This is a genomic window from Akkermansia muciniphila, from assembly GCF_900184965.1.
Lineage (GTDB): Bacteria > Verrucomicrobiota > Verrucomicrobiia > Verrucomicrobiales > Akkermansiaceae > Akkermansia > Akkermansia muciniphila_A.
The window spans coordinates 38,309-63,839 of the sequence record NZ_FXYA01000162.1 but is presented as its reverse complement, the minus strand read 5'-3'; the positions used below and the strand labels follow the sequence as shown (position 1 = coordinate 63,839).

Annotated in this window: 23 protein-coding genes, 1 tRNA gene and 1 pseudogene; 13 read left to right on the top strand and 12 right to left on the bottom strand. The window is 56.8% G+C overall.

Translation table 11 applies throughout. From position 1 onward, the window contains the following. Window positions 1-42: 42 nt before the first annotated feature. The 4 genes from CI070_RS04785 to pepT form a co-directional block, all read right to left on the bottom strand. Window positions 43-1,155 (bottom strand): efflux RND transporter periplasmic adaptor subunit, encoded by a 1,113-nt coding sequence (locus tag CI070_RS04785; protein ID WP_094137034.1) that lies wholly within the window; start codon window positions 1,153-1,155, stop codon window positions 43-45. 27 nt (window positions 1,156-1,182) lie between these two features. Then, entirely contained in the window at window positions 1,183-1,638 is a 456-nt protein-coding gene (locus CI070_RS04780) for a YbjN domain-containing protein (RefSeq protein WP_094137033.1), read from the bottom strand. A 229-nt stretch (window positions 1,639-1,867) separates the two neighbouring features. Beyond that, window positions 1,868-3,292, bottom strand: coding sequence for an adenylosuccinate lyase (gene purB, locus CI070_RS04775; RefSeq protein ID WP_094137032.1), 1,425 nt, complete (start codon window positions 3,290-3,292; stop codon window positions 1,868-1,870). Window positions 3,293-3,536: 244 nt separating this feature from the next. Next, on the bottom strand, window positions 3,537-4,790 hold the full coding sequence (gene pepT / locus CI070_RS04770) for a peptidase T (protein WP_094137125.1): 1,254 nt from the start codon (window positions 4,788-4,790) through the stop codon (window positions 3,537-3,539). 116 nt (window positions 4,791-4,906) lie between these two features. Between pepT and CI070_RS04765 the strand changes: the two genes are divergently transcribed. From CI070_RS04765 to CI070_RS04740, 5 genes are all read left to right on the top strand, one after another. Next, window positions 4,907-7,663, top strand: coding sequence for a tetratricopeptide repeat protein (locus CI070_RS04765; protein WP_094137031.1), 2,757 nt, complete (start codon window positions 4,907-4,909; stop codon window positions 7,661-7,663). A gap of 33 nt (window positions 7,664-7,696) precedes the next feature. Beyond that, entirely contained in the window at window positions 7,697-8,530 is an 834-nt protein-coding gene (locus CI070_RS04760) for an NAD(P)-dependent oxidoreductase (RefSeq protein WP_094137030.1), read from the top strand. Window positions 8,531-8,542: 12 nt separating this feature from the next. Then, a complete protein-coding gene (locus tag CI070_RS04755; RefSeq protein WP_094137029.1) occupies window positions 8,543-10,099 on the top strand; it encodes a hypothetical protein in 1,557 nt (518 codons plus the stop codon). A gap of 353 nt (window positions 10,100-10,452) precedes the next feature. After that, window positions 10,453-11,370, top strand: coding sequence for a dihydrodipicolinate synthase family protein (locus CI070_RS04745; protein ID WP_094137027.1), 918 nt, complete (start codon window positions 10,453-10,455; stop codon window positions 11,368-11,370). A 19-nt stretch (window positions 11,371-11,389) separates the two neighbouring features. Continuing rightward, window positions 11,390-12,571: an AGE family epimerase/isomerase gene (locus CI070_RS04740; protein ID WP_094137026.1), complete on the top strand. Its 1,182-nt coding sequence runs from the start codon at window positions 11,390-11,392 to the stop codon at window positions 12,569-12,571. Window positions 12,572-12,637: 66 nt separating this feature from the next. Here the strand turns inward: CI070_RS04740 and CI070_RS04735 are convergent, their stop codons facing one another. Both CI070_RS04735 and CI070_RS04730 read right to left on the bottom strand, forming a co-directional pair. Beyond that, a complete protein-coding gene (locus tag CI070_RS04735) occupies window positions 12,638-13,252 on the bottom strand; it encodes an aminotransferase class IV (protein ID WP_094137025.1) in 615 nt (204 codons plus the stop codon). Further along, complete coding sequence (locus tag CI070_RS04730) at window positions 13,233-14,249, bottom strand: aminodeoxychorismate synthase component I (protein ID WP_094137024.1); 1,017 nt, start codon at window positions 14,247-14,249, stop codon at window positions 13,233-13,235. The genes CI070_RS04735 and CI070_RS04730 overlap by 20 nt, the downstream gene beginning before the upstream one ends. 30 nt (window positions 14,250-14,279) lie before the next feature. Between CI070_RS04730 and CI070_RS04725 the strand changes: the two genes are divergently transcribed. Next, complete coding sequence (locus tag CI070_RS04725; RefSeq protein WP_179218510.1) at window positions 14,280-14,897, top strand: anthranilate synthase component II; 618 nt, start codon at window positions 14,280-14,282, stop codon at window positions 14,895-14,897. A gap of 115 nt (window positions 14,898-15,012) precedes the next feature. Next, on the top strand, window positions 15,013-16,149 hold the full coding sequence (locus tag CI070_RS04720) for an NADH:flavin oxidoreductase (protein WP_094137023.1): 1,137 nt from the start codon (window positions 15,013-15,015) through the stop codon (window positions 16,147-16,149). A 59-nt stretch (window positions 16,150-16,208) separates the two neighbouring features. On the opposite strand, the gene CI070_RS04715 is transcribed toward CI070_RS04720, so the two are convergent. Further along, complete coding sequence (locus CI070_RS04715; RefSeq protein ID WP_094137022.1) at window positions 16,209-16,913, bottom strand: YwaF family protein; 705 nt, start codon at window positions 16,911-16,913, stop codon at window positions 16,209-16,211. Then, the gene (locus CI070_RS04710; RefSeq protein ID WP_094137021.1) at window positions 16,913-17,404 is read right to left on the bottom strand and encodes a pyridoxamine 5'-phosphate oxidase family protein; all 492 of its coding nucleotides are present in this window, start codon (window positions 17,402-17,404) and stop codon (window positions 16,913-16,915) included. The genes CI070_RS04715 and CI070_RS04710 overlap by 1 nt, the downstream gene beginning before the upstream one ends. A 96-nt stretch (window positions 17,405-17,500) precedes the next feature. Here CI070_RS04710 and CI070_RS13040 point away from each other — a divergent pair, with 96 nt between their 5' ends. Further along, window positions 17,501-17,845 carry a hypothetical protein gene (locus tag CI070_RS13040; protein ID WP_143245691.1) on the top strand — a complete coding sequence of 115 codons (345 nt, stop codon included), beginning with the start codon at window positions 17,501-17,503 and terminating at the stop codon, window positions 17,843-17,845. An 82-nt stretch (window positions 17,846-17,927) separates the two neighbouring features. Here the strand turns inward: CI070_RS13040 and dnaB are convergent, their stop codons facing one another. Continuing rightward, a complete protein-coding gene (gene dnaB / locus CI070_RS04705; RefSeq protein WP_143245690.1) occupies window positions 17,928-19,883 on the bottom strand; it encodes a replicative DNA helicase in 1,956 nt (651 codons plus the stop codon). Window positions 19,884-19,923: 40 nt separating this feature from the next. Continuing rightward, a complete protein-coding gene (locus CI070_RS04700) occupies window positions 19,924-20,157 on the bottom strand; it encodes a hypothetical protein (RefSeq protein WP_094137020.1) in 234 nt (77 codons plus the stop codon). Between CI070_RS04700 and CI070_RS04695 the strand changes: the two genes are divergently transcribed. Then, window positions 20,145-20,711 carry a DNA-methyltransferase gene (locus CI070_RS04695; RefSeq protein WP_256943593.1) on the top strand — a complete coding sequence of 189 codons (567 nt, stop codon included), beginning with the start codon at window positions 20,145-20,147 and terminating at the stop codon, window positions 20,709-20,711. The two genes, CI070_RS04700 and CI070_RS04695, sit on opposite strands and share 13 nt — an antisense overlap. 243 nt (window positions 20,712-20,954) lie before the next feature. On the opposite strand, the pseudogene CI070_RS04690 reads toward CI070_RS04695, so the two are convergent. Further along, window positions 20,955-21,332 (bottom strand): annotated as a pseudogene (locus CI070_RS04690) (aminoacyl-tRNA deacylase); the annotation flags it as partial. Between the two features lie 262 nt (window positions 21,333-21,594). On the opposite strand from CI070_RS04690, the gene CI070_RS04685 reads away from it, so the two are divergent. Next, complete coding sequence (locus tag CI070_RS04685) at window positions 21,595-23,016, top strand: cytidylate kinase family protein (RefSeq protein ID WP_094137121.1); 1,422 nt, start codon at window positions 21,595-21,597, stop codon at window positions 23,014-23,016. Window positions 23,017-23,202: 186 nt separating this feature from the next. Beyond that, window positions 23,203-23,652 carry a pyrimidine dimer DNA glycosylase/endonuclease V gene (locus tag CI070_RS14100; RefSeq protein WP_094137019.1) on the top strand — a complete coding sequence of 150 codons (450 nt, stop codon included), beginning with the start codon at window positions 23,203-23,205 and terminating at the stop codon, window positions 23,650-23,652. A gap of 217 nt (window positions 23,653-23,869) precedes the next feature. On the opposite strand, the gene CI070_RS04675 is transcribed toward CI070_RS14100, so the two are convergent. After that, a tRNA-Ala gene (locus CI070_RS04675) sits at window positions 23,870-23,945 on the bottom strand. 246 nt (window positions 23,946-24,191) lie between these two features. Here CI070_RS04675 and CI070_RS04670 point away from each other — a divergent pair. Both CI070_RS04670 and CI070_RS04665 read left to right on the top strand, forming a co-directional pair. Continuing rightward, a complete protein-coding gene (locus CI070_RS04670; protein ID WP_143245689.1) occupies window positions 24,192-24,422 on the top strand; it encodes a hypothetical protein in 231 nt (76 codons plus the stop codon). Between the two features lie 62 nt (window positions 24,423-24,484). Then, window positions 24,485-25,099 (top strand): PA14 domain-containing protein, encoded by a 615-nt coding sequence (locus CI070_RS04665; RefSeq protein WP_179218507.1) that lies wholly within the window; start codon window positions 24,485-24,487, stop codon window positions 25,097-25,099. Window positions 25,100-25,531: the final 432 nt, after the last annotated feature.

Here is a 25,531-nt window from a genome sequence, read left to right as displayed (position 1 = left end):
AGGAAAAATGAGTAGGAAAGGATATCCCTTTGAAAAAATGAGTTAAAGAATCAGAGCGTCCCCAGCCTGGAATTCCGGCACAGTCACCAGAGCGCTGCCGTCTTTCAACGTCACTACATGCACCTTGCGCTCCTGCATTCCTGACGGCGTTTTTACCTGGATGGAGCTGCCGTCCCTGACGGCGGAAGCGGGAATCCACGCGGAAACGGGAACCTGCACGTTGATGGCCACTTGAAGGGCCATGTTGACGGGAGCCACCTGCCACTCGGAGACATGGGAGGCATTCGGCTCCAGAGAGGCAATCAGCACGGCGGAATTGCTTTCGGAATCCAGCGCCGCATCCACCGCCGTAACGCGGCCCAGCCATTGCAGCCGTTTTCCATTATTCAGCACGCAAGAGGCGGTCAGAGCCGTATTCACTTTGCCCTGCTCATCCCTGGGCAACGCGGAAAATTCTTCCAGAGGAACGGGAATCCGTATCATCCGTTCCTGAAGAGGAATTACTTTCCCCACCGGCTGCCCGGCGACTACGCGGGCACCGGCGCCCACAGAGCATTCCACCACCTGGCAGGTATAGGGAGCTTCCAGCACCGTATCCCGGAGGGCCTGTTCCGCTTCCGCCACATACGCCTCCGCGGCGTTCAGCCTCGCGTTTACGGCTCTTCTCTGCGGCACCCGGAGCACCAGTTCGGATTCCTCACCGCTTTTGGAGACGGAGCTGTATGTCTTTTTGATGGCTTTCAGGGCTTCCGCCTGCTCCGTAGAAACATCCAGACGGGCCTGTTCCAGTTCCGCCTGGGCATTTGCAAGACGGGCGCGGTATTCAAATTTTTCCAATTCCATCAGGGGGGTTCCCTTCAGGACAATTTCCCCCACGTTAAACAGGGGATGCACTTTGTCCACCTTTCCGGAAACGCTGGGAGAAAGCATCGTCAGGTAGGAGGCCCTTACAATGCCGGGCGCGGAAATGGAAAGGGTGTTCGTCTGCAGCCGGAGGGGTTTCTCCGTTCCTGCGGACGCGCACCCCCTGTTCCCGGAAGAGGAAAATGAGACGGAAGGATCCGTTACAATAGCCGTGCCTGTCAAAAGCGCCACAATCCCCAGGCCGATGCCTATGGACCAGAATGTTCCCTTTTTTTGAGGGGCCTCGCTCATCGACAGTTCCGGGGGAAACGCGTCCCGTTATTTGGGATATTCCGTCTCCATGATGTGGGAATAGGCCTCCGCCGTTTCCACAGCCACGGTTTCAATATTCTTCATCAACTGGGCAAACTGGGCTTCCGAGAGGTCCATGCCTTCCAGAACGAAGGACTGGCGGTAATAAACGTACCCGCTGTTGGGGTCCAGCTGAAAGGCACCGGCAGTCTGGTCCGCATTCAGTTCGCTGAGGATAATGCTGACTTCCACACGGCGGGCTTCAGGGACCTTGGCGGCAAAAAGCACGTCAATGACCAGCGTCTCCGGACGTTCAATCATGGTGTACAGGAGGCTCACCGGGGTGAACGTATCACAGGGAACGAATGCGATGCCCGTCTTAATGTTGTGGTCATCAGCAGAAGTGATCCATTCCGTTTCTTCCCCTCTCTTTCTGAGAACGGTGTACACACGGTCCAAAAGGCTGAGATGCTGGTTTTCCATATTGAAAATTGTTTAACAGGGGGTTGCTTGCAAAGGCGCATGCAACGTACGCGCCCGTTTACTGAATCCAAGCTTACTGGCATCCTTCTGATTCGTCAAGCTCTCCTGACGTAAAGAAATTGAAAAAACATGTATGCAGCCGGCATAAAAAATACAGACGCCGTCCGAAGGGGCGGCGTCTGGAAAAAACGCGTGCGCCGGAAGTTCCGGCTTCTTTCCGAGGTTCTTTTTACAGGATATCCCCGGGCTGATAACCCGCTCCGTCCGGGAATCTGTCCGTCACTTCCTTCACCATGGAGCGGAATGCTTCCACCTGGGCGTCAGCCATGCCCGTAGCGGAGGAATTGGAATCAAAGATGCGCTGAAGATCCGCCCGGTCTATTCCCAGGCGCCCGTCTTCCGCCAGACGGTCCAGCAAATTGTTTTCCGTGATTTTTCCGGCCCGCAGGTCATTGGAGACGGCCACGGCATGTTCCTTGATCACCTCATGGGCGGTTTCCCGGCCAATGCCGCGCTTGACGGCCTCCATCAGGATGGTGGTTGTCATCAGGAAAGGAAGATAGCGGCGCAATTCCGCAGCCACCACGGCTTCATACACGCCCATCTGGTTCAGAACGGTCAGGAAGGTTTCAAATAGGCCATCCGCAGCGTAAAAGGAATCAGGCATGACTACGCGGCGCACCACGGAGCAGGAAACGTCCCCCTCATTCCACTGATCCCCGGCCAGCCCGGAAATCATCATCAGGAAACCCTTCAAGATGACATGGAAGCCGTTGACGCGCTCGCAGGAGCGGGCGTTCATCTTGTGCGGCATGGCGCTGGAGCCAGTCTGTCCCTTGGCGAACCCCTCCGTGGCCAGTTCATGGCCGGCCATCAGGCGCAGGGTCTTGGCAAAGGAGGAGCAGCCGGAGGTGAGTTCCACCAGTCCGGAAACTACGGAAAAGTCCAGAGAACGCGGATATACCTGCCCCACATTCATCCACTTGGCGGGAATGCCCAGGTGGGCGCACACGCGGTTTTCCAATTCCAGCACGCGGCCGGCATCCTGTCCGAAGAGGGAAAGCTGGTCAAGCTGGGTTCCAACGGCGCCCTTCAGCCCGCGTACGCTGTAACGATCCATGAGGGAAATCCATGTCCCCAGGCCGTGCACGATGTCTTCCCCGAACATGGCGACGCGCTTGCCCATGGTCGTGGTCTGTGCGGCTACATTGTGCGTGCGTCCGGCAATGGTCACGTGCTTCCATTGTTCGGCCAGGGCGCTCATGCGGTTCAACACGGCCACGGCCTTGTCCCGGATGATCTGCATGGATTTCCAGATCTGGAGCTGTTCCACATTTTCCGTCAGGTCCCGGGAGGTCATGCCCTTGTGGATATGCTCGCATCCGGCCAGTTCGCAGAATTCTTCTATGCGCGCCTTCACATCGTGGCGCGTCACGCGTTCACGCGCGTCAATGGAAGGAAGGTTTACCTGGTCTTTCACCCGTTCATAGGCCTCAATGACTCCGTCCGGAATATCCAGCCCCAGATCCTTCTGGGCTTTCATCACGGCAATCCAGAATTCGCGTTCCAGAATGATGCGGCCCTCTGCGGACCAGATGGATTTCATGGCGGCGGAGGCGTACCTTTCAGCCAGGACATTGGGAATCACGCTCATATCAAAATATGTCTATGCGGGGGGTTATCAACAACGGTAAGCCGCCATGATCATGACGGAAGGAAAAAAAGCAAGCACTTTCCCACAGCTTCACGGATTAGGGGCGCCGGGGAATTCAAAGCCATTCCTTTTATGAACTTGATTCAGTATTGCGCCTCCCTCCCAATAAAAGTTTCAGGAACAGGCAAAAATTTTTATTGCCGAATGCCGGAATCGCAACATTTCCGCTTATCGCCATGTTCCCTCACTCCCCCGGCGGCGGCTCCAGGCCGTACCGGGCATAACCGGAAACGATTTCCTGAAGGATGGCGGAAATTTTTTCCAGAGAACGGACAGGGACGTATTCATACTTTCCATGGAAGTTGTGGCCTCCGGCGCACAGGTTGGGACACGGCAGCCCCATGAAAGAGAGGCGTGCTCCGTCCGTGCCACCGCGCACAGGGATGATTTCCGGCCTCACTCCCACGGCTTCCATGGCCCTGCGGGCATGTTCCACCAGGTGCATGTGCGGGAGTATCTTCTCCTTCATGTTGTAATAGGAATCCGTAATTTCCACCTTTATTGTCCCCTCTCCGTATTTACGGTTCAGCAGGGCCGCGCATTCCTGCATGAACCCCTTCTTGCGCTCAAACGCCGCCCTGTCATGATCCCTGACGAGGTACTCCGCAACCGCCTGTTCCACGTCTCCCCGGAGAGAATCCAGATGATAAAAGCCCTCGTATCCTTCCGTGAAAGCGGGATTCTGGAACGCGGGCAGCATGCCCTGGAATTCCATGAGAACCAGGCAGGCATTCAACATCCTGCCCTTGGCGCTTCCGGGATGAATGGAAGAGCCCTGCACCGTCACCACCGCGGAAGCCGCATTGAAATTTTCGTATTCAATTTCCCCCAGGGCGCCTCCGTCCACGGTATAGGCGAAATCCGCGCCAAACCGCGCCACGTCAAAGGCATCCGTCCCGCGCCCTATTTCCTCATCCGGCGTGAAGGCAATCCGTATCTCGCCGTGAGGCCGTTCAGGGTTCAGCAGGAAGGAGGCGGCCATATCCATGATTTCCGCCACACCGGCCTTGTCGTCCGCGCCAAGCAGGGTAGTTCCGTCCGTCACGACCAGGTCCTGACCCAAATAATCCGCCAGCTCGGGAAAAACGGCGGGGGAAAGCACTATTCCCTGCTCCGGGTTGAGCTGGATGTCCCCGCCGTCGTACGAGCGTATGATGCGGGGGTTTACGCCGCTGCCGGAGACTCCCGGAGCCGTATCCACATGGGCCACCCAGCCGATGACGGGAACATTCCCTTCCACGTTGGAAGGAATGGAGGCGTAAACAATGCCGGAATCCTCATCCAGTTCCTCCTGCGCTCCCATGTCCTTCAGCTCCCCGGCCAACAGACGGGCCAGCTCCGTCTGGCCGGGGGTGGACGGCACGGTGGAGGAATCCGCGTCCGACTGGGAACCCACGGAGACATACTTCAAAAAACGGTCTAAAACGGAGATGTTCATGGGAAAAATCAAGGATTGGCAAGAGTCTAGCACCCGCCCCCGCGAACACAAGCACAAGACACGGTTTATTCTTGCGATTCAGGACGGTGTGCCGTATGTAAACAAAGCCTCTCCCCATGATGACACCTCTCCCCCTTGGCATTACCCTTGCTTTGTCCCTGACCAGCGTCTCCATGCCTCTTCTGGCCCAGGGGGTGTATATGCCCGGCCCCATGCCCGTCACCGCCGGAGCGAGGCAGGACCCAACGGATATGTATCTGGAGGCGTTGAAGCTGGTGACCCAAGCCGCGGGGCTGGTGGAAAAACGGGATTATATAGGAGCCATCCGCCTGACGCAGCAAGCGGAAGACAAGTTCGGACGCCTGGCCAAATCTTATCCCCAATGGCGGCCCAAACTGCTGCAAACGCGCCGCCAGCTCAACAGGGAAAATCTGGACCAGTGGCAGAAGCTGGCCCAGCAGCAGGCCGCCGCCTCTTCATCCAGCTCCGGCCTGGAGCTGGAACGCCCTGCCTCCGTGCCGAAGCGCCCCAGGCCCAAACCCAACATAGCCCTTCCTCCCGGCTACAAGGGCGTGGAATTCCCTACCCGGCCCGGAGAATCCCTAGTCAATACCATCCCGTCCCCCTCCGTTTCTCCCGGGGCGGCTCCGGAAGTGGTGGAAAGCAATTACGAACGCATTCGAAGACTGCTGGATAAAACCACCATGGAGAACAAGGCCCTGATCCAGGCTCTCAAGCGTACCCGCCGGGAGCAGGAGGAGGTTCTGGCGAAACTGGCCGTGGCATCCGCCGGAGAATCCGTTTACCGGGATGAATTGCTCAAGGTCAAAAAGCAGATGGAGGATGAGAGAAAGACCAGCAACAAGCTCATCCAGACCCTCACCAGGAGAGTGGAGGAACTGGAACAACATGTCACTTCCCTCAGCCAGGACAAGGCCCGTTACCTGGAGCAGGTCGCCGATCTTCAGCTGCAGCTCAAGGAGTACAAGGACAAACTGGACAAAGTGACGGATGAGAAAAACGCCCTCCAGAAAGACCGCGACCAGTTGGCGGCCCTGGTGGAGCTCAACAGTCCGGACAAAACAAAAAACCTGTTGGACCGCAACCTGACGCTGGCGGCCCAGCTCAAGGATGCCCAGGACAAAATCGCCGCTCTGGAAACGGCCAAGTCCGATTCCGAAGAACAGCGGAAAGCCAATCTGAAAGCGTTGGAAGAGGCGCGGGGGGAATCCGCAGACCTGAAACAGAAACTGATTGCCATCCGGGATGAAAACATCGGCTACCGCAAACGCATTACAGAGCTGAATACCAAGCTCATTAATGCGGATGTGGAACTGTCCAAGCTGGAGGCCAATCCGGAAAAAAGCCCGCTTCTTCTGGAAGAAAACCAGCTGCTGCGCTCCACCATCGCCAAGCAGCTCCGCATCCTTTCCGTGCAGGACCAGAGCCGCTCCCTGCTCATCAGCACCTATAAGCGGCTGCATCAGGAAAACCCGGATACAGCGGAAATAGCCTCCCTGATGGATAATGAAGAAGCCATCAGGCTCACCCCCGCGGAAAAACAAATTGTCAATGCCATTGCCAAGGATAACAATATCAATGTTCCCCTGACGGCTCAGCAAAAGGAAAAAATCAATAAGCTGGCTCAAGCCCTCTCTGCGGAACGCGGCAAGGCCGCCCAGCTTGCCCGGGATTTGGAACTGGCGCGCAGCCAGATGAAAACCAAAGCGGACAAATCCGCCAAAAACGACAAAAAACAGGCGGAAGCCCTGGCGCGGGCCCAGAAGGCCCTGGAACAGAAAAACATTCAGGTGGAAGAACTCACCCGGCAGATGGAAGAACTGAAAAGACGTTCCGCCGAACAGGCCCGCCTGGCCGCCATCTCCGCCGGGGCCATTACTCCGGACCAGGAAAAGGCGCTGAACCGGAGCATGGAAGCCACAGTGCGCCGGAAGCTGGAGGCGGAAGCCCTGGGACAAGGCGCCGCAGAAGCCTTCGCCAAAAAACGCTATGCCGCCGCAGAACAGCTGTACCGGACGTTGCTGGACTTCCAGCCGGCCCACGTTCCGGCCCTGGTCAATCTGGGGACTATTCTGCTTCAGCGCAACAAGGCGGAGGAAGCGATCAAATTTCTAAAAAAAGCCACGGAACTGGACGCATCATCCTCCCCTGCATGGTTCATGATGGGGGTGGCCCAATACCGCGCCGGGGAAGACCAGCGCGCCATCGCCTCCCTGACGGAAACGGTCAGGCTGGATCCGGCCAACGCCCTTGCCCTGCTTTACCTGGGCAACCTGGAAACCAGCGCCGGAAACTATGAAAAAGCGGTTATCCACTTTGAAAACGCCCTGAAAATCCAACCGGAATCACCGGACGCGCATTTCAACTTGGCCTGGACCTATTCCCGGCTGGGCCGCACGGCGCAGGCCCGCAAGAGCTATGACGCAGCCATCCGCAGCGGAGGCCTGCCGGATTCCGACCTGGAACTTGCCATTACCGGAACCACCACCCTGCCCCGCAAAAAGCAGGCTCCGAACCAGAATCCCTCATCCGCCGCAAAAGAGGGAGAAACCCGGCTGGCCGCGGCAATAAGCGATCCGTCTGTCATTCCCCACGAAGCCAATGAAGTGCCTGCTCATGTGGCGGAGGATCCGAATGCGCGGGAAAAGCCTTCCGCCGGTCCCAAACAGGTTGTCGTCAGCCACCGTCCGGAATCCGGGCAAGCCTCTCTGGCCTCCCAAATGAAGGAAACCGCCCCCGCGGCTACATCCGCACAACCTCCGGCAGAAGCCGCGACTGCCGCAACGGAAACGCCCAAGCCGGAAAAACAGGAACCTCCGCGCAGGAAAAGCCGTTTCCGAATCGGTTCCTGACGTCATTATCCTTTTCCCCACTGAATAAAAGCCATGCATCACGTTTCCATTTTAGGACTGGGCCTCATTGGCTCACGGATTGCACGCCATATGGCCGGGATGGGCGACACGGTCACCGTCTGGAACAGAACTCCGCGGGAGGATTTTCCAGAAGCGGTTCCTACCCCGGCGGATGCGGCCCGCGCTTCCAAAATTATTCAGCTCTACCTGAAAGACAGGAATGCCTGTCTGGAAGTGTTTGAACAAATGAGGGAGGCCCTGACACCGGAGCATATCATTCTGAACCACTCGACTATTGACCTGGCGACTGTCGGAAAACTCTCCCTGATGAGTTCCTCCATCGGCTGCACGTATGTGGATTGCCCGTTCACCGGCTCCCGTTTGCCCGCAGAAAAAGGGGAACTGGTTTACTACGTTGGAACGGATTCCACCACTCTGGACCGCATACGCCCCGTGCTGGAGCACAGTTCCCGGGACATCCTGCATCTGGGAGGCATTGGAGCCGGCACCGTCGTCAAACTGGTCACCAACATGGTCTCCGCCACCATGGTGCAGAGTTTGAGCGAAGCCCTGGCCATCTCCCAGGCGTACGGCATTTCCCCGGAAATGCTGGGCCAGGCCATTTCCCGGAACGTCATCGCCTCCCCTCTGGCCGCATTGAAGCTGCCCCTGATGGCAAAGCGCGACTTTTCCACTCATTTCTCCCTGGACAACATGAGGAAAGATAGTATTTACGCTCAGGAACTTGCCGCAGAAAAAGGAATCCACCCTCCTGTTGCCTCCCTGGTTTCCTCCATCATGGGTAAGCTGTGCCGGGAAGGTCATGCGGAAGAGGATTTCAGCTGTCTGGCGGAACAATTCGACTAACTTTTTCCGCGGATGAAATTCAGGGGAACATGCGTCTTTCTGTTGACGGCTCTTCTTCTGCCCCCTGCTGTCCGGGGGCAGGAACAGAAAGGGGCTGGCGATGTTTCTTCCGCGGAAGTGCGGCCGCCGGAAGAAGAAGCAATATCCGTCCAGGATGCGGCTTTTATTGATGACGCCTCGGACCGTCCTGTATTGCAGGGCAATTCCAATGTGAGTCCCGTTGTCCCCCCTTCGCCTCCGGCAAAAGCCGCCGCCGGAACGGAGGAACAGCCTGCCAGACGGCAGCCGTTCACCAGCGTTTCCACTTCCAGGCAATTTCATGTCACCGGGATGGACTCCCTGCTGGCCGGGGCCATCGCCACCCGGGCGGATGCCATACGCACCGCGCTGCTCAAGGTCCTCAAGCAGCCTGACGAATGGAAAAACGGCATCAACATCCGCCTGGTAGGAGAACCGGGAAGCCCCGTTCCGGCCAACCCCGTCCGCATGCAAACCGTCATTGTGGGCAACACCCTCTCCTATAACATTTTCATTCACCTGGGCCACGGCATCAACCAAGACAGTCTGCGCCGCGCCATCGTCTCCACCCTGCTTTATGAAATGATGCTGCGCACGGTGGATCCGGAAGGCCTGCCGGATAACGTCACGCTGCCCCCCTGGCTGATTGCCGGGCTGGAACAGGCTGTTCTGTGGCACAATAATGAAGCTGACCGCGCCATGTATTCCACCCTGTTCCAGCAGTCCGGCATTATGACTCCGGAAGAAATTCTGAATTGCCGGGAACCGGAAAAGGAACTGGATGCGACCTCTTACGCGGCCTATCAAACTTCCTGCGGAGCCCTGGCGCTTTGCCTGCTGAACCAGGAAAACGGCCCGGAAGGCATGAAACAGCTTCTGGACCAGGCTATTCTGGGCAATGACGATCCCGGAAACCTCATCAAACGCCATTTTCCGCAGCTCAGCCTGACTCCCACTTCCCTCCATAAATGGTGGACGCTTCAGCTTTCCCGCATGGCGACGCCTCCCCTGACGGAAACTCTCACGATTACGGAAACGGAACGGCACCTTCAGGAAGCACTCACCCTGGTCAAGTATGATCCGGATACCCGCACCACCGTCACATTTCCCCTGGATGACCTGGAGCAGGCCCATTCCCTGCCGGATCTGAACAGGCAGCTTTCTAATGTGGCCGGCAGCCTGCTCAACCTCAGCAGGCGTTCCTTTCCTTCATACCGGCCCGTCATTGTAGAATATGCCAAGCTGGTGGCCCTGATGCAAACAGGGAAAGTCAACAGCCGGGAAGCCGGCCCCAAAATCAGCCAGCTCCGGGAAATCAGGAACCTTTCCATGAAAACCGCCCGCCGCGTCCGGGATTATATGGACTGGTATGAAATCAACACGCGGTCCGGAACCGGCAAGACATTCGCTTCCTACGCGGCAGCCGTGAAAATCCTCCGGGAACAGGAGCAGCCGGCCAATACACCTATTTCCCGCTATCTGGACGACATTGAAAAACTGTACACCCTCCCGGCCAGGACTCCTGTGCCCTCCCTGCATGGGAAGAATTGAGGGAAGGGAGTTTTGCCGTCCCCGGCAAAAGCACTGCACTTCCGGAAAAACGTTCTCCCATGCCGGCAATGTTACCTTCATGGCAACACAAAATGCCGATGGGTTCTCCCCGGAAACCGGAAGGAGCGGATATCTGGCGCTATGAAGCAAACTGGTTGCCGGGACAGGCCAAATCGCCGCATCACGTTATGAACCAATAGACCGTTCCCTCCAGCGTTTTGAAGAATTCTCTGCATCTGCGCTCACGCGCATTTTTTCATGTGGTCTTTTTTGATTCAGGAGGATTCAGGGATTGTCTTTCCCAAGATGATTTGCAATCATCGCCCCGAATTATTTTCATATCACTACACAATATGGACACGTCATTGAAACTCCACGGCCTGGTGGCCGCCGTACATACTCCGTTCAAGGCGGATGGTTCTCTGAATCCTTCCAGCGTTGACGCCCAGGCCAAGCTGCTTGCCTCCCAGGGCATCAAGCTTGCTTTCATTACCGGCAGTACCGGTGAATCCTCCTCCATGCAACTTGAAGAACGCAAGGAAATCTATTCCGCCTGGAAGGAAGCCTCCGCCAAGCATGGCGTGGAAGTTATCGCCCATACCGGTTCCAACAGCGTCTGGGACGCCCGGGAACTGGCCGCTTTTGCCCAGGAGTGCGGATTCGTGGCCACCAGTTCCCTTGCTCCCTCCTACTACAAGCCCGGCACTGTCCAGCGCCTGGTGGAATGCTGCGCTTTCGCCGCCTCCGGCGCACCCGACCTGCCCTATTATTACTATGATATCCCCGTGCTGACGGGCGTACGCTTCAACCCGGTGGAATTCATCAAGCTGGCCAAGGAACAGATTCCGAATTTCGCAGGCATCAAATTCACCAATCCGGATCTGGCCCTGTACCAGACCACGCTGAATTACGACGAAACCGTGGACATCCCCTGGGGTGTGGACGAATGGTTTACGGGCGCTCTTTCCGTAGGGGCCAAGGGCGCCGTGGGGAGCTCCTTCAACTTTGCTCCGGCCCTGTACCAGAAACTCATGAAAGCCTTTGCGGAAGGCGACGTGGAAACGGCGCGCGACTGCCAGTGGAAGTCCGTGCAGATGATCAATATCCTGGCCTCCAAAGGGTATATGGGCTGCGCCAAGGCTCTGATGGGCTGGCTGGGCGTTGATCTTGGACCCGCCCGACTTCCGCAGGGCAACCCGACCGCTGATCAGCTGAAGGAACTCCGTTCCGAACTGGAAGGCATCGGCTTCTTCCAGTGGGCTTTAAACTGAACCCCGGAATCTGACCGATATGGCTGCAACTCTTGATATGCCCTCCCTGGGCAAGTTCTACCGCCGCCAGCTTCTGGAAGACGTTCTGCCGTTCTGGTTCCCCCGTGCCTACGACGAAAAAAACGGTGGTCTTTACCACTGTTTTGACGCAGACGGCACACTGGTGGACTCCGACAAATCCGTCTGGGCCCAGGGCCGTATGGCATGGATGCTGCTGACGATGTACAACAGCATCGAAAAGAATCCGGACTGGCTCAAATGGGCGGAAAGCGCTCTGGAATTCCTGAAAACCAAGTGCGTTGACCCAACGGACGGCCGCATGTTCTTTCATGTAGCCGCCGACGGCACCCCCATCCGTAAACGCCGCTACGCCTACAGCGAATCTTTCGCCGCCATCGCCTTTGCAGCGCACGCCAGGGCGACCGGCAGCCGGGATTCCGCCCGTGAAGCCCGCCACTGGTTCGACATCTTCACGGACAACTGCTTCACTCCCGGCAAGATGGTTCCCAAGTTCACCGGGGAACGCCCCACGACCGGCCTCGGCACCCGCATGATTACGCTGAACACAGCTCAGGAAATGCGCAAGTACCTGGGAGATGACGACGGCTTCTATACCGGCTGGACAGACCGCTGCATCAACGATCTCCGCACCCTGTTCATGAAACCTGACATCCAGGCAGTCATGGAAGTGGTGGGAACGGACGGCTCCATCATCGACCACTTCGATGAACGCACCCTGAACCCCGGCCACACTACAGAGGGAGGATGGTTCGTGCTGGAAGAAGCCCGCCATCGCGGCAATGACCCTGAACTCATCAAGGTGGGCTGCGACATGATTGACTGGGCATTCGCCCGCGGCTGGGATAAGGAAAACGGCGGCATGCTGTACTACACGGACGTGTACAACAAGCCCGTCCAGGAATACTGGCACAACATGAAGTTCTGGTGGCCGCATGATGAAGCGCTCATCGCCATGACGCTCGCCTACAAGCTCACAGGGGAAGAACGCTATGCCATCCGCCACGACATGGTGCGCAACTGGGCTTTCTCCCACTTCCAGGACGCGCAGCACGGCGACTGGTTCGGCTATCTGAATAAGGACGGTTCCCGGGCCAACACCCTCAAGGGAAGCCTCTGGAAATCCTTCTTCCACCATCCCCGCGCCATGTGGTGCTGCGCCCACTACTGCGGAGCCATTTAAGAAGAAATCAAATGTTTCCTGCCGGGCGGCCATTCCGTATCTACGGAGTGGCCGCTTTTTATGCCCTCAACGCAGGATGATATCCTCCGTCCGCACCACCACATCTCCGGGATCCAGCATGGCGTTAATCAGGGAACAGAAACGGAATTTGCCTATATCTTCCGCTTTTACGGAACATTCCTGAATGTCTCCGCGGGACAACAGGAAGGCGCGCTTGGTTCCCGGAAGCAGAAAAGTTTCCGGAGTAACCCAGGAGGAACCGTCCCCGAACACCACGTTGCTGTACCGCGTATCCGCCACCATCCCGTTCCGGAGAATCAGAGCTTCTTCGTCACAGGCCAGTCCCGCCCCTGCCGCCAGAAGCTCTGTCCGATCCTCCCACTTGCATGAATAATCCAGGCCGGGCATTTCCACACACGTCAACGTCTTCACCTGCCGGGGACGGTAAGGTTCAAAAGAGGTGCGGATCACCTTTCCCCGCGTATCATACGTGATATGGCATTTGTAAACGCCGCGGCCCTCCGGGCCGGAACAGCCCGAAAGAACGGAGGCCAGATCGGGAACGGGGGCGCTTTTCGAGCCATGAACACTGATGGCGGCCTCCACCCTCCGCTGGTGCCAGGGAAGCAGGCAGGGAGCGCCATTCTCCCATTTGACGGTTTCAAAAATCAAACGGCACATAAACTTTGGCAACAGCTTCCCGGTATTCCTCTTCCATCCGGCTCATGACGGTAATTCCTCCACCGCTCTTGTATATCATTCCCCGTTCATCCTCCTCCATGAAGCGGATGGAGACGGCGGAATCCAAATCCCGCCCGTTGAAAAAGCCGAAAATTCCGGTATAAAACCCCCTTTCCATATTCTCCGCTTCCGCGATGGCCCGGCAGGTAGCTTCCTTGGGCGCGCCGGTCACGCTCCCGGCGGGAAGCAGCTTCAGAAGGATTTCCCCCAGGCGGGAACGCCAGTTTTCCGGCAACAGCCCTGAAATTTCGGAACTGCATTGAAGAATAGAACCTTTGGACGTTTCTACAGGGCTGATATAGCGGTAGCGTTTTACCCTCACGCCGGTTGCCACCATGGAAAGATCATTGCGCATCAGATCCACAATGGTGGCGGATTCCCTATTCTCCTTTTCATCCGTTTCCAGCCAGCGGCGCGCTTCCTGCGTAGCGGACGGCGCCGTTCCCTTCATGGGAAACGTGGAAATGGAGCGCCCGCGCACCGTGACAAACGGTTCCGGAGAAAAGCAGACGCAGCCGCGGCCGTGCACTCCGGAAATCCGCGCGTCCGGCCCCAGCAGCATCCGGTAAGGCGCGCGGGCAAACCGGAACAGATGGCGCAACGTCAGGTTGGTTTCCACGGGGGTGGACACGCATAAATTCAGCAGGTAGGAATCCCCCCTCATCAGATGGTTCCGGACGGAAGCGAAGGATGCCGCATACCGGGACATGGGCTGGGGAGACGGAATGAACCGCAGCCGTTCCGGAAGCGGCGCTTCGCTGTCCTGACTTCCCATGGCGCCCAGCGGCAGGGAAAAAGCCGCCATGCGCTCCCTTTCCGTTTCCGAAGGTTCAAACAGCAGGTTATGGCCCATATCATGGGAGATGACAAAAAAGAACGGACATTCCGCACGGCCCAGGGCGTTCATGCGGCTGATGGTCTGCTCCCGTGTGTACATTGTCGGGAATTACTCTATCATGTGCGCGCCATGAGTCAACCGAACGTCTGGATCATCGACCACCGGGATTCCTTCACCTGGAACCTTGCAGAACTCGTCAGAAAGACGGGAATGGCCGTTCCGCGCGTGGTTTCCAATGAATCACCGGAACTGGAACAGGCGGTTCAGGCGGGGGAAAAGCTCATCCTGTCTCCCGGTCCGGGAACGGTGGAGGATGACTGCCACCGGGCCACCTTCCGCCTTCTGGAGCACCTGCCCCGTTTTACTCCGGTGCTGGGCGTATGCCTAGGGCATCAGATCCTGGGCGTGCGCTTCGGAGCCCGTCTGGAACACCTTTCCCGGCCCCTTCACGGAGCGCGGGAATTCATACGCAGAACGGAACAGTGTCCCATCCTGGAGGGATTGCCGGAACAATTTCCCGCCGCGCTTTACCATTCCTGGCGTCTTGCCTCCTTCCCCTGGCCGGCGGAGCTGATTGTCACGGCTAGGGATTCCGGAAAAAACGTGCAGGCCATCCGCCACAGGCATCTCCCTCTTTACGGCATTCAGTTCCATCCGGAATCCATCCTGACGCCGGACGGAGAAGCGCTGCTCCGGAACTTCCTGTCCCTTCCGGCAGGAAGCCGGGAAAAACGGCGCATCCAATGATTCCACCCCAGCCCCCGGCATCAGGAATGAACGGGACAAGACTGGAAGGTGTCTCACTCCCGTGCGGTTCCGGCTCCCATGCCCGGCCGCTTCAGAGATAACGTTTTTCCCCTTTATGAATGCACAGGACGAACTCAAGATCAGGGACATGGAAATCCTGTTCCAGCCTTTCCACTCACGCAAGCTCAACACTCCCACCCGCATCGTCCTCCCCGCCATGACCCGGGGATTTTCTCCCAACGGGGTTCCCACGGACCAGGTAGCCGCTTATTACAAAAGGCGGGCCGGGCATGAAGTAGGGCTCATCATCACGGAAGGCACGTTCATTGACGAGCCCAGCGCCTCACCTTCCTCCAACTATCCCAATTTCTTCGGGGGAGCCTCCCTGCGGGGATGGAAAAAGGTGCTGGAAGCCGTTCACGCTACGGATTGCAAAATAGCCCCGCAACTCTGGCATGTAGGCATGGCCCGGCCCTTCAAGGGAGAAGACCTGCCCCATCCGGAGCTGCCGCCCATCGGGCCTTCCGGAATTGACGTAAACACGCTGGAACAGACGGCTGAACCGATGAGCATCTCCAAAATTGAGGAGGTTATCAATGCTTTTGCGAAGGCGGCCGCAGACGCCAAACGGCTGGGTTTTGACGGTGTGGAACTGCACGGAGCGCACGGCTACCTGATTGACCAGTTTTTCTGGAAGGAGACCAACAGGCGCACGGACGAATACGGAGGCGACCTGACAGGCCGAACCCGTTTTGCCAGCCGCATCATCCATGCTGTCCGCAAGGCGGTGGGCAGCCGATTCCCCATCATCTTCCGCTTCTCCCAATGGAAAACGGGCCATTATGACGCCAAGCTGGCGTATACCCCCGAGGAATTGGAAGCTTTTCTGGCTCCGCTGACGGATGCGGGCGTGGATATCTTCGACTGTTCCACGCGCCGTTTTTGGGAACCGGAATTTGAAGGTTCCCGCCTCAACCTGGCCGGCTGGACCAGGAAACTTACCGGAAAACCCACGATTTCCGTCGGCTCTGTGGGGCTTAAGGGAGATTTTACTAATGCCTTTGACGGAGGGCCGGAAGCGGAGGCCGCCAGTGTGGAACCGCTGGTGGAACGGCTGAAAGCAGGGGAATTTGACCTGATTGCCGTAGGCCGCGCCCTGCTGGCGGATGCGGAATGGGCGGAAAAAATACGCCATGCGCGGGAAAAAGAAATCCACCTGTTTACGAAGGAAGACCTGAAAACGCTGAAATAACGGATCAGGCCTCTTCCCCCATTTCCGCAGTAATCATCATTCCCGCAGAAGAGACCTTTTTATTTCTTCCTGACGCGGACAGTCAGGTACAACAGCCGCAAAAGAACCAGGGCCGGAATCTGAAGCGTCAGCAAATACCACGGAACGGAACCGAAATATTCCAGAACAGTTCCAGCCGGGGCATACCGGGTAAAACCGTAATTCGTATCCAGCCAGATATTCACCGGAATAATCAAAACCAGGTAGGCGTCGCACAAACCCAGAGCCCGCATGTCGTCCCACGGCCGCGCGCGCCATTGCAGGACGGCGGGAAGGTAAAGGGCGGAAATCAATAAAAGCCCGTGCCCAACGAAAAAGGCGAAAAAGGCGGCGGAGGGAAAACCGTCATGAAGCATGGGTGTAATCAGTCCCTGGACGCTCGCCGTCAGCACGCCGAAATACGCCACGGCGCATGCCCAGGGCGTGCGGAACCACAGGGCAATAAAACAGACCAGCGTCATCAGACTGCAAAAATGCAGCGGAAGCCTGTCCTGCCAGGGTTCCCAATGTTCTCTGACGATGCGGCCGAATGTTTCCATCAGAAACGTCAACAGGAAAACCCCTCCCAGAATCTTTCCCACAAGCGAACGGCTCTCCATCCGGAGCCGCCGGCATCCCCACAGGAGCCCCCCTGCGGCCAGGGCCACGATGCCCAGGGCAGCCCAGTGCGGCAGGCTCCAACGGACAAACAGGGGCGCCATTTCTCCGGTCATAAAAAGATCCATCAACGGGAGGGAGGAGGTTCCGGGCACGCATGAAGTTTGGCGCTGATGGCCTCCACCTTAAGACGCAGAACACATACGGAACGGACCATGCCGGGGGTAAAATCCGCATCCCTGCCCGTCTGGTGCAGCATGATGCGGCGCAGGGCATGCGCCTTTTCCTCATCCCCCCGGAGAAATTCGACGACGCCACGCCCCATGACGCAGCCGTAGGCGTAACTGTACCGGCACGGCATATCCCCCTCCAGCAACACATGATCCCCATCCATTTCAAAAGAAACCTCCGGACGGTTTTGCAGGATATCCAGCTTCCTTCCTTCCCTGGCGCAGTGGAAAAACAGGCTCAGGGAACCATTTTTTTCTTCATAACCGAAGTTGAGAGGAACTATATACACCTCCCTGCCGTCCCACAGCCCCAGGCGGCACACCTTAAACCGGGCGATCATTCCCAGCAAATCCCCATGCCGGGTTACTTCCCTGTCTTTTCTTCTCATAAGCCGGCGTCCTCCATCCGTTCATTCATCCAAAAAACGGCATGTTCGTCCGGCAGAAAGCCATTCCGCACGGAAGAACAGGGAGAACCTGCCTGAATGTGCAGCATTCGAAAGCCTCTGCCCCTGAAAAGAGACGCCGGCGTGCCGGAATCTTCCGAAATAGCATGGAGCGGAACCAGACAGGGAGGGAATGTAGAACGGCTACTCATGGCGACGGAAGATGAAACGCAACAAAAAATACAGAGAAAAGACCTCCGGGAAAAGCTTTTTGCCCTCTTCTCTACGCATTTCCGGAACCGGGATGTTCATCATGAAACGGGAATATCCGCTACATCCGCAAAAATACCCTCCGCCGCGCGGCATAAATCCACAGGATTCAACTCAATCTGGCACCCCAGGCGTCCGCCGCTCACCACCATTTCCGGCTTTGACCAACCATAAATCACGGTAAGGGTGAATCCTTAAATAATCGTAAGGGTCAGGAGGGGGGAAAGAGAAAGGGTCAAGTGTCCCACATGGGACACTATTTTTTTTCCGGCTCGCGGGTGGAGAAACGCATGAGTTCCGCTTCAAAGCGGAGCGGAATGTCCCCGGTGGGGCCGTTGCGGTTTTTAGCCAGGTGGAGATTAGCTTGTCCGGCCAGTTGTTGCCGCTGGTCCTCGTCCTCGGCGTAGTAGTCGGAACGGTAAAGAAGGCCTATCATGTCCGCGTCCTGCTCGATGGAGCCGGATTCCCTCAAATCGGACATGCGGGGAATCCCGGCTTCTTTCCCGGCGCGCGTCTCCGGTCCCCGGTTCAGCTGGGCCAGCACGACGACGGGAACCTTGAGTTCCTTAGCCAGGGCTTTCAGGCCCGCGGATATTTCCGCCACTTCCCGTTCCCGGCTGTTGGCCGCCTGTCTGGACGTGGACCGCATGAGTTGCAGGTAGTCCACGCCAATGACGGCCAGTCCTCCCAGGTCGCGCATGACGCGGCGCGCCTTGGCCCGTAGCTCGTTGATGGAAATGGCCGCGGTATCGTCAATGACCAGCTGGGCCGCCCCCACGTCCTCCACGGCCCTCTTGAAATGCTGCATCTCTAATTGGGTCAGCGTGCCTCGCCGGACAATCTCCCCGCGGCGGACGCCGGAACGGGCGAAAAGAAGACGCTCCACAATCTGGACGGCGGGCATTTCGCAGGAAAAAAGCAGGGTCGGCTTCTTCTCATTGAGCGCGACATGCTCCATGATATTAAGCAAAAAAGACGTTTTCCCCATAGATGGGCGGGCCGCAATCACGAACATGTCCCCCGGCTTGAGGCCGTTGCTCTTGCGGTCCAACTGGTCAAAACCCGTGGAAAGCCCCTGAATGCGCCCCTTGCTGGCAATGAATTGTTCAAAGCTGGTGACGGCCTCCCGGACGAGGGCGGCCAGCCCTGGGCCGTCCGCGCGGCTCCTGGACCGCTCCCTTATCTGGAAAATATGAGTTTCCACGGCGTCCAGGAGGGCCGCTACGTCCTCCGGGTTGTCAAAAGCCTGCGTCATGGACTTGGCGGAGGCGTCAATGATGGACCGCAAGAGGGACTTGTCGCGCAGGGTACGGAGATAATGCTCAAAATACGCTCCGGTGGTGGTAAAGGTGTAGATTTCCGCCAGCCCGGCGTTGCCTCCTACGGCATCCAGCTGGTTGCCGTCCGCCAGGGCCTGCGTCACGGAAATGATGTCCAGCGGCAAATTGGCGTTGTACCGGACGAGGAACAACCGCCACAGCAACTGGTGCGCCGGGATATGGAAAAAATCCTCCGTCACGGCCAGCGCGGCGGGATGGACGATAAAGCCGTTGGGAGCGGCGGAACTGGCCGGAAGAACGGTTGATTCCACCAAATCAAACCCCAGCAGGCGGGGAATGACGCCGTCGCGGACGTACTCCGTCCCGCCGTAGGCCAGCGCGGACGCCACCTGAACGGAGGAATCCTCGGCCAGGGCCGTATAAGCGGAAGGCGAGGGGAAATAGACGCGGTTAGTCAGAGGTACTTTCAATTCTCCGAATTTGGCGCGAGCCAGGGTCAGCAGCTGCATCATGGTCATGCCCGCGGTCGCCGCCAGCGTGGCGGGATAGTTCGCCTTGGTGATTTTGGCGAACACTCCCTCAATAACTTTTGTCGCGACGGCGGCCCCCATTTGCCCGGCAAAAATGTTCAGGCTGGCGGCGGAAGATTCCATGAACTGGCGGTCGGTCAGACCTACGGTAGCCTTGGCGTAGCCATTCAAAACGACCTCCACGGCCCCCAGGGTTCCGGTCTCCTTTTCGTAGGCGTTTTCTTCATCGGAAGCGGTCAAAGAACCAATTAAGGGGACTTTCAGACTTGCCCCTTTGTTGACGGCTTCTTTGGAGTAGTCGGTGGAGAATTTCCCCAGGGGGGCCAGGGAATTCTTGAACGCCTCCAATCCCTTGGACACGATAATATCGTCGTTTAACTTGGTATCAATTGTTGTTGGCATCTTATTATATATAGTGTGTGGTGATGATTGGCGGGAGGGATTAGCCGCGGGCGGCAATCAGCTCTTTTTCGTGTTCACGGAAAAAGGCGAGGCGTTCCGCCGGGTCGGTGATGGCGGCATGCTGGGCAAGCAGGGCTTTCCCGGTTTTTGCCCCGTCCCCCTTGTTGTCCTGGGCCGTGTAGGTCTGGCGGAATGCGGGATTGACAGGCAGGGAGGCGAGCAGTTCCTTCGCCGCCGGGTTTTTCCCCCGCCCGGAAATACCTGTCTTCCTCAAGGTATCTTTCTTTTGATAACGACACCAGGGACCAGCGCACCCATTTTTTGTGGTCTGTCATGTGGATGCAGGAGGCTTTGCGGATAACCCGGCACGGCGGCTGGCTGATGGTCTTTTCAGACTGGCGGCAACTGCCCTTGACCTCGGACGCCTTACAGGTGGCGGGGTGGACATGGCGCGCCGTCGTCACCTGGGACAAGACAGAGGCTTGCCGCCCACACCAGGGCATGTTCCGCAACCAGTCGGAGTTTATCCTTATCGCCACGCACGGCAGCATCGGCAAGGAGCAGGAACGCCCGCGCGTGTTTCCGGCTGGCGTTTTCCGGCATTATCTCAAGCCGTCCGACAAGATGCACCTCACAGGCAAGCCTGTTCCTCTCATGCGCCACCTGATGACGGTTCTTCCTCCCGGTTCCCGCGTCCTCGACCCTTTCATGGGGAGCGGGACGACTCTTGTTGCCGCCCGCGACCTGGGACACATCGCCCACGGCATCGACCTTTCCCCGGATAATGTCCGCATTGCCGCGGACCGCCTGGGCGTTCCCATCCCCTGACCGCGGCCAGCCCGCGGAGGGTTCGCCGGGCTTCTGCGAGACACGCGCGGACCTCTGGCGGGAGTGTCTCACATGGGACAAATGACCCTTACGATTTTTCAAAATTGACCCTTACGGGCATTTATGGGCGTAACTTCTTGCGCCACCCTTCCATTTCCCCCTGAAACGCACGTATTTTCAACCGCTTTCAAGCTTCTTCAAGCAAATTCAACCCTTTTCAAGCATTTATGGTTGGTCACACGGCAGGGCCTCCGCGCTGGCATCAATTACAGCAGGGTATTTCCTTTTCATCCCCAAAGCCGTGCAGCCGCCGCGCACATACCCCGTCACGGCAGCAATATCCTTCACCGGAAGCATGGAAAGAGCCTTCTCTCCCACGGTTCGGGCAGCCTTTTTCAAGGAAAGCTCCGCGCCTATGGGGATCACGAACACGTAATACTGCCGTGGAGCACCCTCCGTTACCAGCGTCTTGTACATCTTCTCCTCCGCCAGATTCAGTGCTTCCGCCGTATGCCGCGCATCCACAAACTCGCGGCATTCATAGGAATAATGCCTGTACGGGATATGCAGCGCATCCAGCAGACGCATGGCATTTGTCTTTGCCTCCTTCTTTTTGGACATAAACTTGAAAAAGGAATGTCCCGGTAACATAGGGAAAAAGCCTTCCTTTGACAAGCCCGGGAGCCCCCGACGGCCTCTATGAAAAAGTGGAATGGGAAACGGGGCTTTCTCTGAAAGAACGGTAAGGACGGAACGCCGTTCCTCCAGGGCCGCCCGTTCACAGCGGAAAATTTCAGAAACGGCGGACAGCGAAAAAGGAAAAACGCCTCATTTCCGCAGAACCCTTGACTTGACGCTGGCAGAAAAGATAACATCCGGCATCATGGAAGATTATCGTGTCCGGAGAAGCTTTGGAGAACATGTCCTGCGCGGCTCCGTCCTGATTGCAGCCCTCTTCATCATGTCTCTGGGCATCGCTCTGTCCGCCAAGGCAGACCTGGGAGTCTCCCCCATCTCCTGCACGCCCTATGTGCTCAGCCTGGCATTCCCGCTAACCATGGGAACCGTCACCATCCTCATGCATCTGAGTTTTGTGGCCGTGCAGGCGGCCCTGCTGAAAAGACAGTTCCGTCCGGCGTATCTGCTCCAGATTCCCATTGTTTTTATCTTCGGCATTCTGACGGATTTTTCCATGTGGCTCATGGCGCCTCTGGAACCGGACGGATACCTGTGGTCCGTTATTCTCTGCCTGTTCAGCTGCGTGGTCATCGGGTTCGGCGTCTTTCTTCAGGTTAAGGCAGATGCCGTTCTTCTGGCCGCGGAAGGCATGAGCCTGGCCTTCGTCAAACTCTTCAAATGGGAATTCGGCGCCGTAAAAACCGGGGTGGACTGCACGCTCGTCTGCATCGGCCTGGCCTGTTCCCTCATCTTCCTGCCCGGATTGACGGGCATACGGGAAGGAACCGTGGTGGCCGCCGACCTGGTGGGAATGATCGTCCGTTTTTTCAACAGACACGTCTTCTGGCCGGACAGGCTCCTGGAACGGCTGGCAAACCCCGGAGCCTCAGGCGAACTTCTTTCGCTGGCGCAAACAGCCGTTTATGCTCCGGACGCCCCTCTGGTCATTTCCATTGACCGGGAATACGGTTCCGGCGGCCATGCCATCGGGAAAATGCTGGCGGAAAAGCTGGGCATCCGATTTTACGACTCGGAACTGGTGTACCTCACGGCCTCCCAGAGCGGCCTCACTCCGGACTACATCCGCAAGCACGAACAACAGCTTTCCAGTCGCTTCCTGCACGAACTCTACGCCCAGAACTACGCCTACACGGCGGAGGAACTGCCTCCGGAAGACGCCGCCTTCCTGGCCCAGAGCAAAGTTATCCGGGACATTACGGCCGGTCAGGCGTGCGTCATCGTGGGCCGCTGCGCCAACTTCATCCTGAAAGGGAGGCCCAACCTGTTCAGTGTTTTCCTTCATGCGGACAGGAACACGCGCATGCAGCGCGTTATTGAAAACTACGGGGTAAAACCTGGCGGCGCAGCCCGGGCCATGGATATCATGGACGCCCGCCGCCGCACCCACTGCCTGCACTACACCGGGCAGGAACTGGGCAATGCACGCCTCTACAACTTGTGCGTCAACACGTCCGACTATGGCCTGGAGCGCACGGTGGAACTGATTCTGGAAGCCATCAACACCAGAACCGAACAATCTTCCTCTGTAGAAACGATTCCCGTCCGCTCCGCATCTTTTCCCGAACCGGAGGCCGGCAGCATTCCCGGAGAAATATCCCTGGCCTGACCGGGGCAAATGCCTCAAACAGGCAATACTTATGTAAAAACTGCCTGACCGGTAAATAAGAAACCCGGCAGGAAAGCAGATGGCTCCTTCCCTATAAAAGCAGCCCCATCCCTCCAAACTTCCCCGGCTTTTTTCCGGCTGCGCAATTCAAAGCAACAAGATACGGCCTTTCTGAGTCCAAAAAGCATGAGACTCTGGTCACTCCACCCCTCTTACCTGGATGCTGTCGGCCTGGTTGCCCTGTGGAGAGAAGGCCTCCTGGCACGCAAAGTTTTGCAGGGGCAGACAAAAGGCTATATCCATCATCCCCAGCTCTTCCGCTTCCGGGAGACGGGAAACCCCATTCATGTCCTGGATTTCTACCTGAAAGGCGTCCATGACGAATCCATCCGCAGAGGCTACCATTTTGATTTAAGCAAAATTTCTCCCTGTGAAAACCGGCCCCCTTCCCTTCTCCTTCCGGAGAAACAGCTCGAATACGAATTCCTTCATCTTCTGGACAAGCTCAAGGAAAGGTCCCCGCGGCAATATTCCCTGTTGCGGCAAACGGCCGTTATCCTTCCCCATCCGCTTTTTCAAATAAAACCAGGAGATATTTGCTCCTGGGAGAAAAAGCCTGTTTCGTCATTAACATGACTTCATTCCCTTTTCCGGAAACTATTGATCTTTTTAATAGTGACGGCGATCAAACCACAGACATACGCCATTCCCATCTCATCACCCGGCAATTACTGCAGCGAACAGAATTACTGTAAACCTTTCCAACCTTTTGCTTTTTCAGGCTCATAAAGTGAAAAAACATGCCCGGCAAAGGAAAAGGCCTTAAAGCGGTTAACGCTTTAAGGCCTTTATTTGGTGGAGCATAGCGGGTTCGAACCGCTGACCTCTTCAATGCCATTGAAGCGCTCTACCAACTGAGCTAATACCCCTTTGACTTTCGTCTTGGTGCGTCCTGTTGAGGACGGGGGAAATCTATCATTTCCAAAGCGGGCATGCAAGCTTTTTCTACAAAAAAATTGTTCCGGGATAATTTTTCCGGAAAATACTGAATCTGGGAAGGGGTGCAAATCCCATGCAGACGAAAACAGGGACAGTCTGAACAAATGTGTTTGAATAAGACTCATTCCTGTTTTACCATTCCATAAATGATGAAACGCCCTCTTTTTACTCATCGCATGATATTCGCCTGCGCTCTGGCAATTTTGTTTCTGGCCGGTTCCGTTCATGCCCAGGAGACTTCTGCTGCAGGAAGGCCGCCGGCCCAGGCGGAGGACAGCGGCATCTCCACACCCCGCAGAGTCGCCGGACTGGGCGTTCTGGCGTTCCTGATCGGCTGGATGATTTGGAGAAGCAGTTCCAGCCGCCAAAAGGACAGAGGCCATGAACAGGAGATTCCCCGGGAATGACGCCGTTTTTGAAAGGCTGCCCTGCTTCCTGGCGTAGTCGTTGCAGGAAAGTGTCTCCGGCCATGAACATGATTCTACCCATCCTGAGCTTTCTGTGCGGCGTCATGCTGACGGAAACGGCTTCCGGCTCTTCCGGGGAGGGAAAGCCTTCTCCCGGCGTAGTGCAGGAATTATGGTTCGGCATTCCGGGAGCATCCGTAAAGGATTTGACCCACAGGAAAATTTTTGAAACGGCGGCCCCGGATGTCCGCACGATCAGCAATCTGGATGTGGAAAACCAGGGGGACAGGTACGGGGCCCGTTACACAGCCCTTCTGAAAGTCCCGGCAAGCGGGAAGTACCGCCTTTACCTGTCTTCCGATGATTCCGCAGAATTATGGCTGGGCAAGGATGCTACCCAGAAGGACATGACCTGCATCGCTACCGTCAAAGGATATTCCGACATCCATAATTGGGGCAATCAGCCCAACCAGGCTTCCGAACCTATCCAACTGGAGGCGGACCGGTTTTATTTCCTTCAGGTGATTCACAAGGAGGATGGAGGCCCGGACCACATGTCCGTAGCCTGGTCCGGACCGGACATCCCCTCTCCCGTCATCATCCCTGCCACGGCGCTGTTCATACCGCCCGGTATCCTGCCGGAAGAAAAAAAGCAATCCCCGGCCAAAGCGGACTGAAAAGCCCTTTGATTACCTTCCCTCCGGCCCTTCCCTGCTTTCAGGAGATAGTATCAATTTGCCGATGAGAAAATGAATATTTTTCATCAAACTCTATCCATCAATTATTTCCAATACGAAAAAACCGGACCTCCCCCCCCTATGGGAGAAGTCCGGTCTTTTCTCGTCGTTTATCATGTAGTTAATTGAAGCGGCCTGACACAGAAAAATGCCAAAACACCTTCTGAATCCAAATCTAACGGATTTAGAATCCGCAGTCAAGTTCCTACCTTGAAAGGAAAAGATTTGAGAAAAATCCCGATGTTCTTCGAGGATATCCATCTTGGATACAAAAAACTCTCAGCTTTTCATGTGAAGGATAAAATTTCAAGAGAGGGAAGAAGGCATTTTTGTTATTCATATCTTTTTTTAAATCCAAGAATCATTTATTTT

What these genes read in the sequence shown, in the direction of transcription:
- CI070_RS04785 (WP_094137034.1), bottom strand. Translation starts at nt 1,155, where the DNA reads ATGAGCGAGGCCCCTCAAAAAAAGGGAACATTCTGGTCCATAGGCATC.
- CI070_RS04780 (WP_094137033.1), bottom strand. Translation starts at nt 1,638, where the DNA reads ATGGAAAACCAGCATCTCAGCCTTTTGGACCGTGTGTACACCGTTCTC.
- purB (WP_094137032.1), bottom strand. Translation starts at nt 3,292, where the DNA reads ATGAGCGTGATTCCCAATGTCCTGGCTGAAAGGTACGCCTCCGCCGCC.
- pepT (WP_094137125.1), bottom strand. Translation starts at nt 4,790, where the DNA reads ATGAACATCTCCGTTTTAGACCGTTTTTTGAAGTATGTCTCCGTGGGT.
- CI070_RS04765 (WP_094137031.1), top strand. Translation starts at nt 4,907, where the DNA reads ATGATGACACCTCTCCCCCTTGGCATTACCCTTGCTTTGTCCCTGACC.
- CI070_RS04760 (WP_094137030.1), top strand. Translation starts at nt 7,697, where the DNA reads ATGCATCACGTTTCCATTTTAGGACTGGGCCTCATTGGCTCACGGATT.
- CI070_RS04755 (WP_094137029.1), top strand. Translation starts at nt 8,543, where the DNA reads ATGAAATTCAGGGGAACATGCGTCTTTCTGTTGACGGCTCTTCTTCTG.
- CI070_RS04745 (WP_094137027.1), top strand. Translation starts at nt 10,453, where the DNA reads ATGGACACGTCATTGAAACTCCACGGCCTGGTGGCCGCCGTACATACT.
- CI070_RS04740 (WP_094137026.1), top strand. Translation starts at nt 11,390, where the DNA reads ATGGCTGCAACTCTTGATATGCCCTCCCTGGGCAAGTTCTACCGCCGC.
- CI070_RS04735 (WP_094137025.1), bottom strand. Translation starts at nt 13,252, where the DNA reads ATGTGCCGTTTGATTTTTGAAACCGTCAAATGGGAGAATGGCGCTCCC.
- CI070_RS04730 (WP_094137024.1), bottom strand. Translation starts at nt 14,249, where the DNA reads ATGTACACACGGGAGCAGACCATCAGCCGCATGAACGCCCTGGGCCGT.
- CI070_RS04725 (WP_179218510.1), top strand. Translation starts at nt 14,280, where the DNA reads ATGAGTCAACCGAACGTCTGGATCATCGACCACCGGGATTCCTTCACC.
- CI070_RS04720 (WP_094137023.1), top strand. Translation starts at nt 15,013, where the DNA reads ATGAATGCACAGGACGAACTCAAGATCAGGGACATGGAAATCCTGTTC.
- CI070_RS04715 (WP_094137022.1), bottom strand. Translation starts at nt 16,913, where the DNA reads ATGGATCTTTTTATGACCGGAGAAATGGCGCCCCTGTTTGTCCGTTGG.
- CI070_RS04710 (WP_094137021.1), bottom strand. Translation starts at nt 17,404, where the DNA reads ATGAGAAGAAAAGACAGGGAAGTAACCCGGCATGGGGATTTGCTGGGA.
- CI070_RS13040 (WP_143245691.1), top strand. Translation starts at nt 17,501, where the DNA reads ATGTGCAGCATTCGAAAGCCTCTGCCCCTGAAAAGAGACGCCGGCGTG.
- dnaB (WP_143245690.1), bottom strand. Translation starts at nt 19,883, where the DNA reads ATGCCAACAACAATTGATACCAAGTTAAACGACGATATTATCGTGTCC.
- CI070_RS04685 (WP_094137121.1), top strand. Translation starts at nt 21,595, where the DNA reads ATGGAAGATTATCGTGTCCGGAGAAGCTTTGGAGAACATGTCCTGCGC.
- CI070_RS14100 (WP_094137019.1), top strand. Translation starts at nt 23,203, where the DNA reads ATGAGACTCTGGTCACTCCACCCCTCTTACCTGGATGCTGTCGGCCTG.
- CI070_RS04670 (WP_143245689.1), top strand. Translation starts at nt 24,192, where the DNA reads ATGATATTCGCCTGCGCTCTGGCAATTTTGTTTCTGGCCGGTTCCGTT.
- CI070_RS04665 (WP_179218507.1), top strand. Translation starts at nt 24,485, where the DNA reads ATGAACATGATTCTACCCATCCTGAGCTTTCTGTGCGGCGTCATGCTG.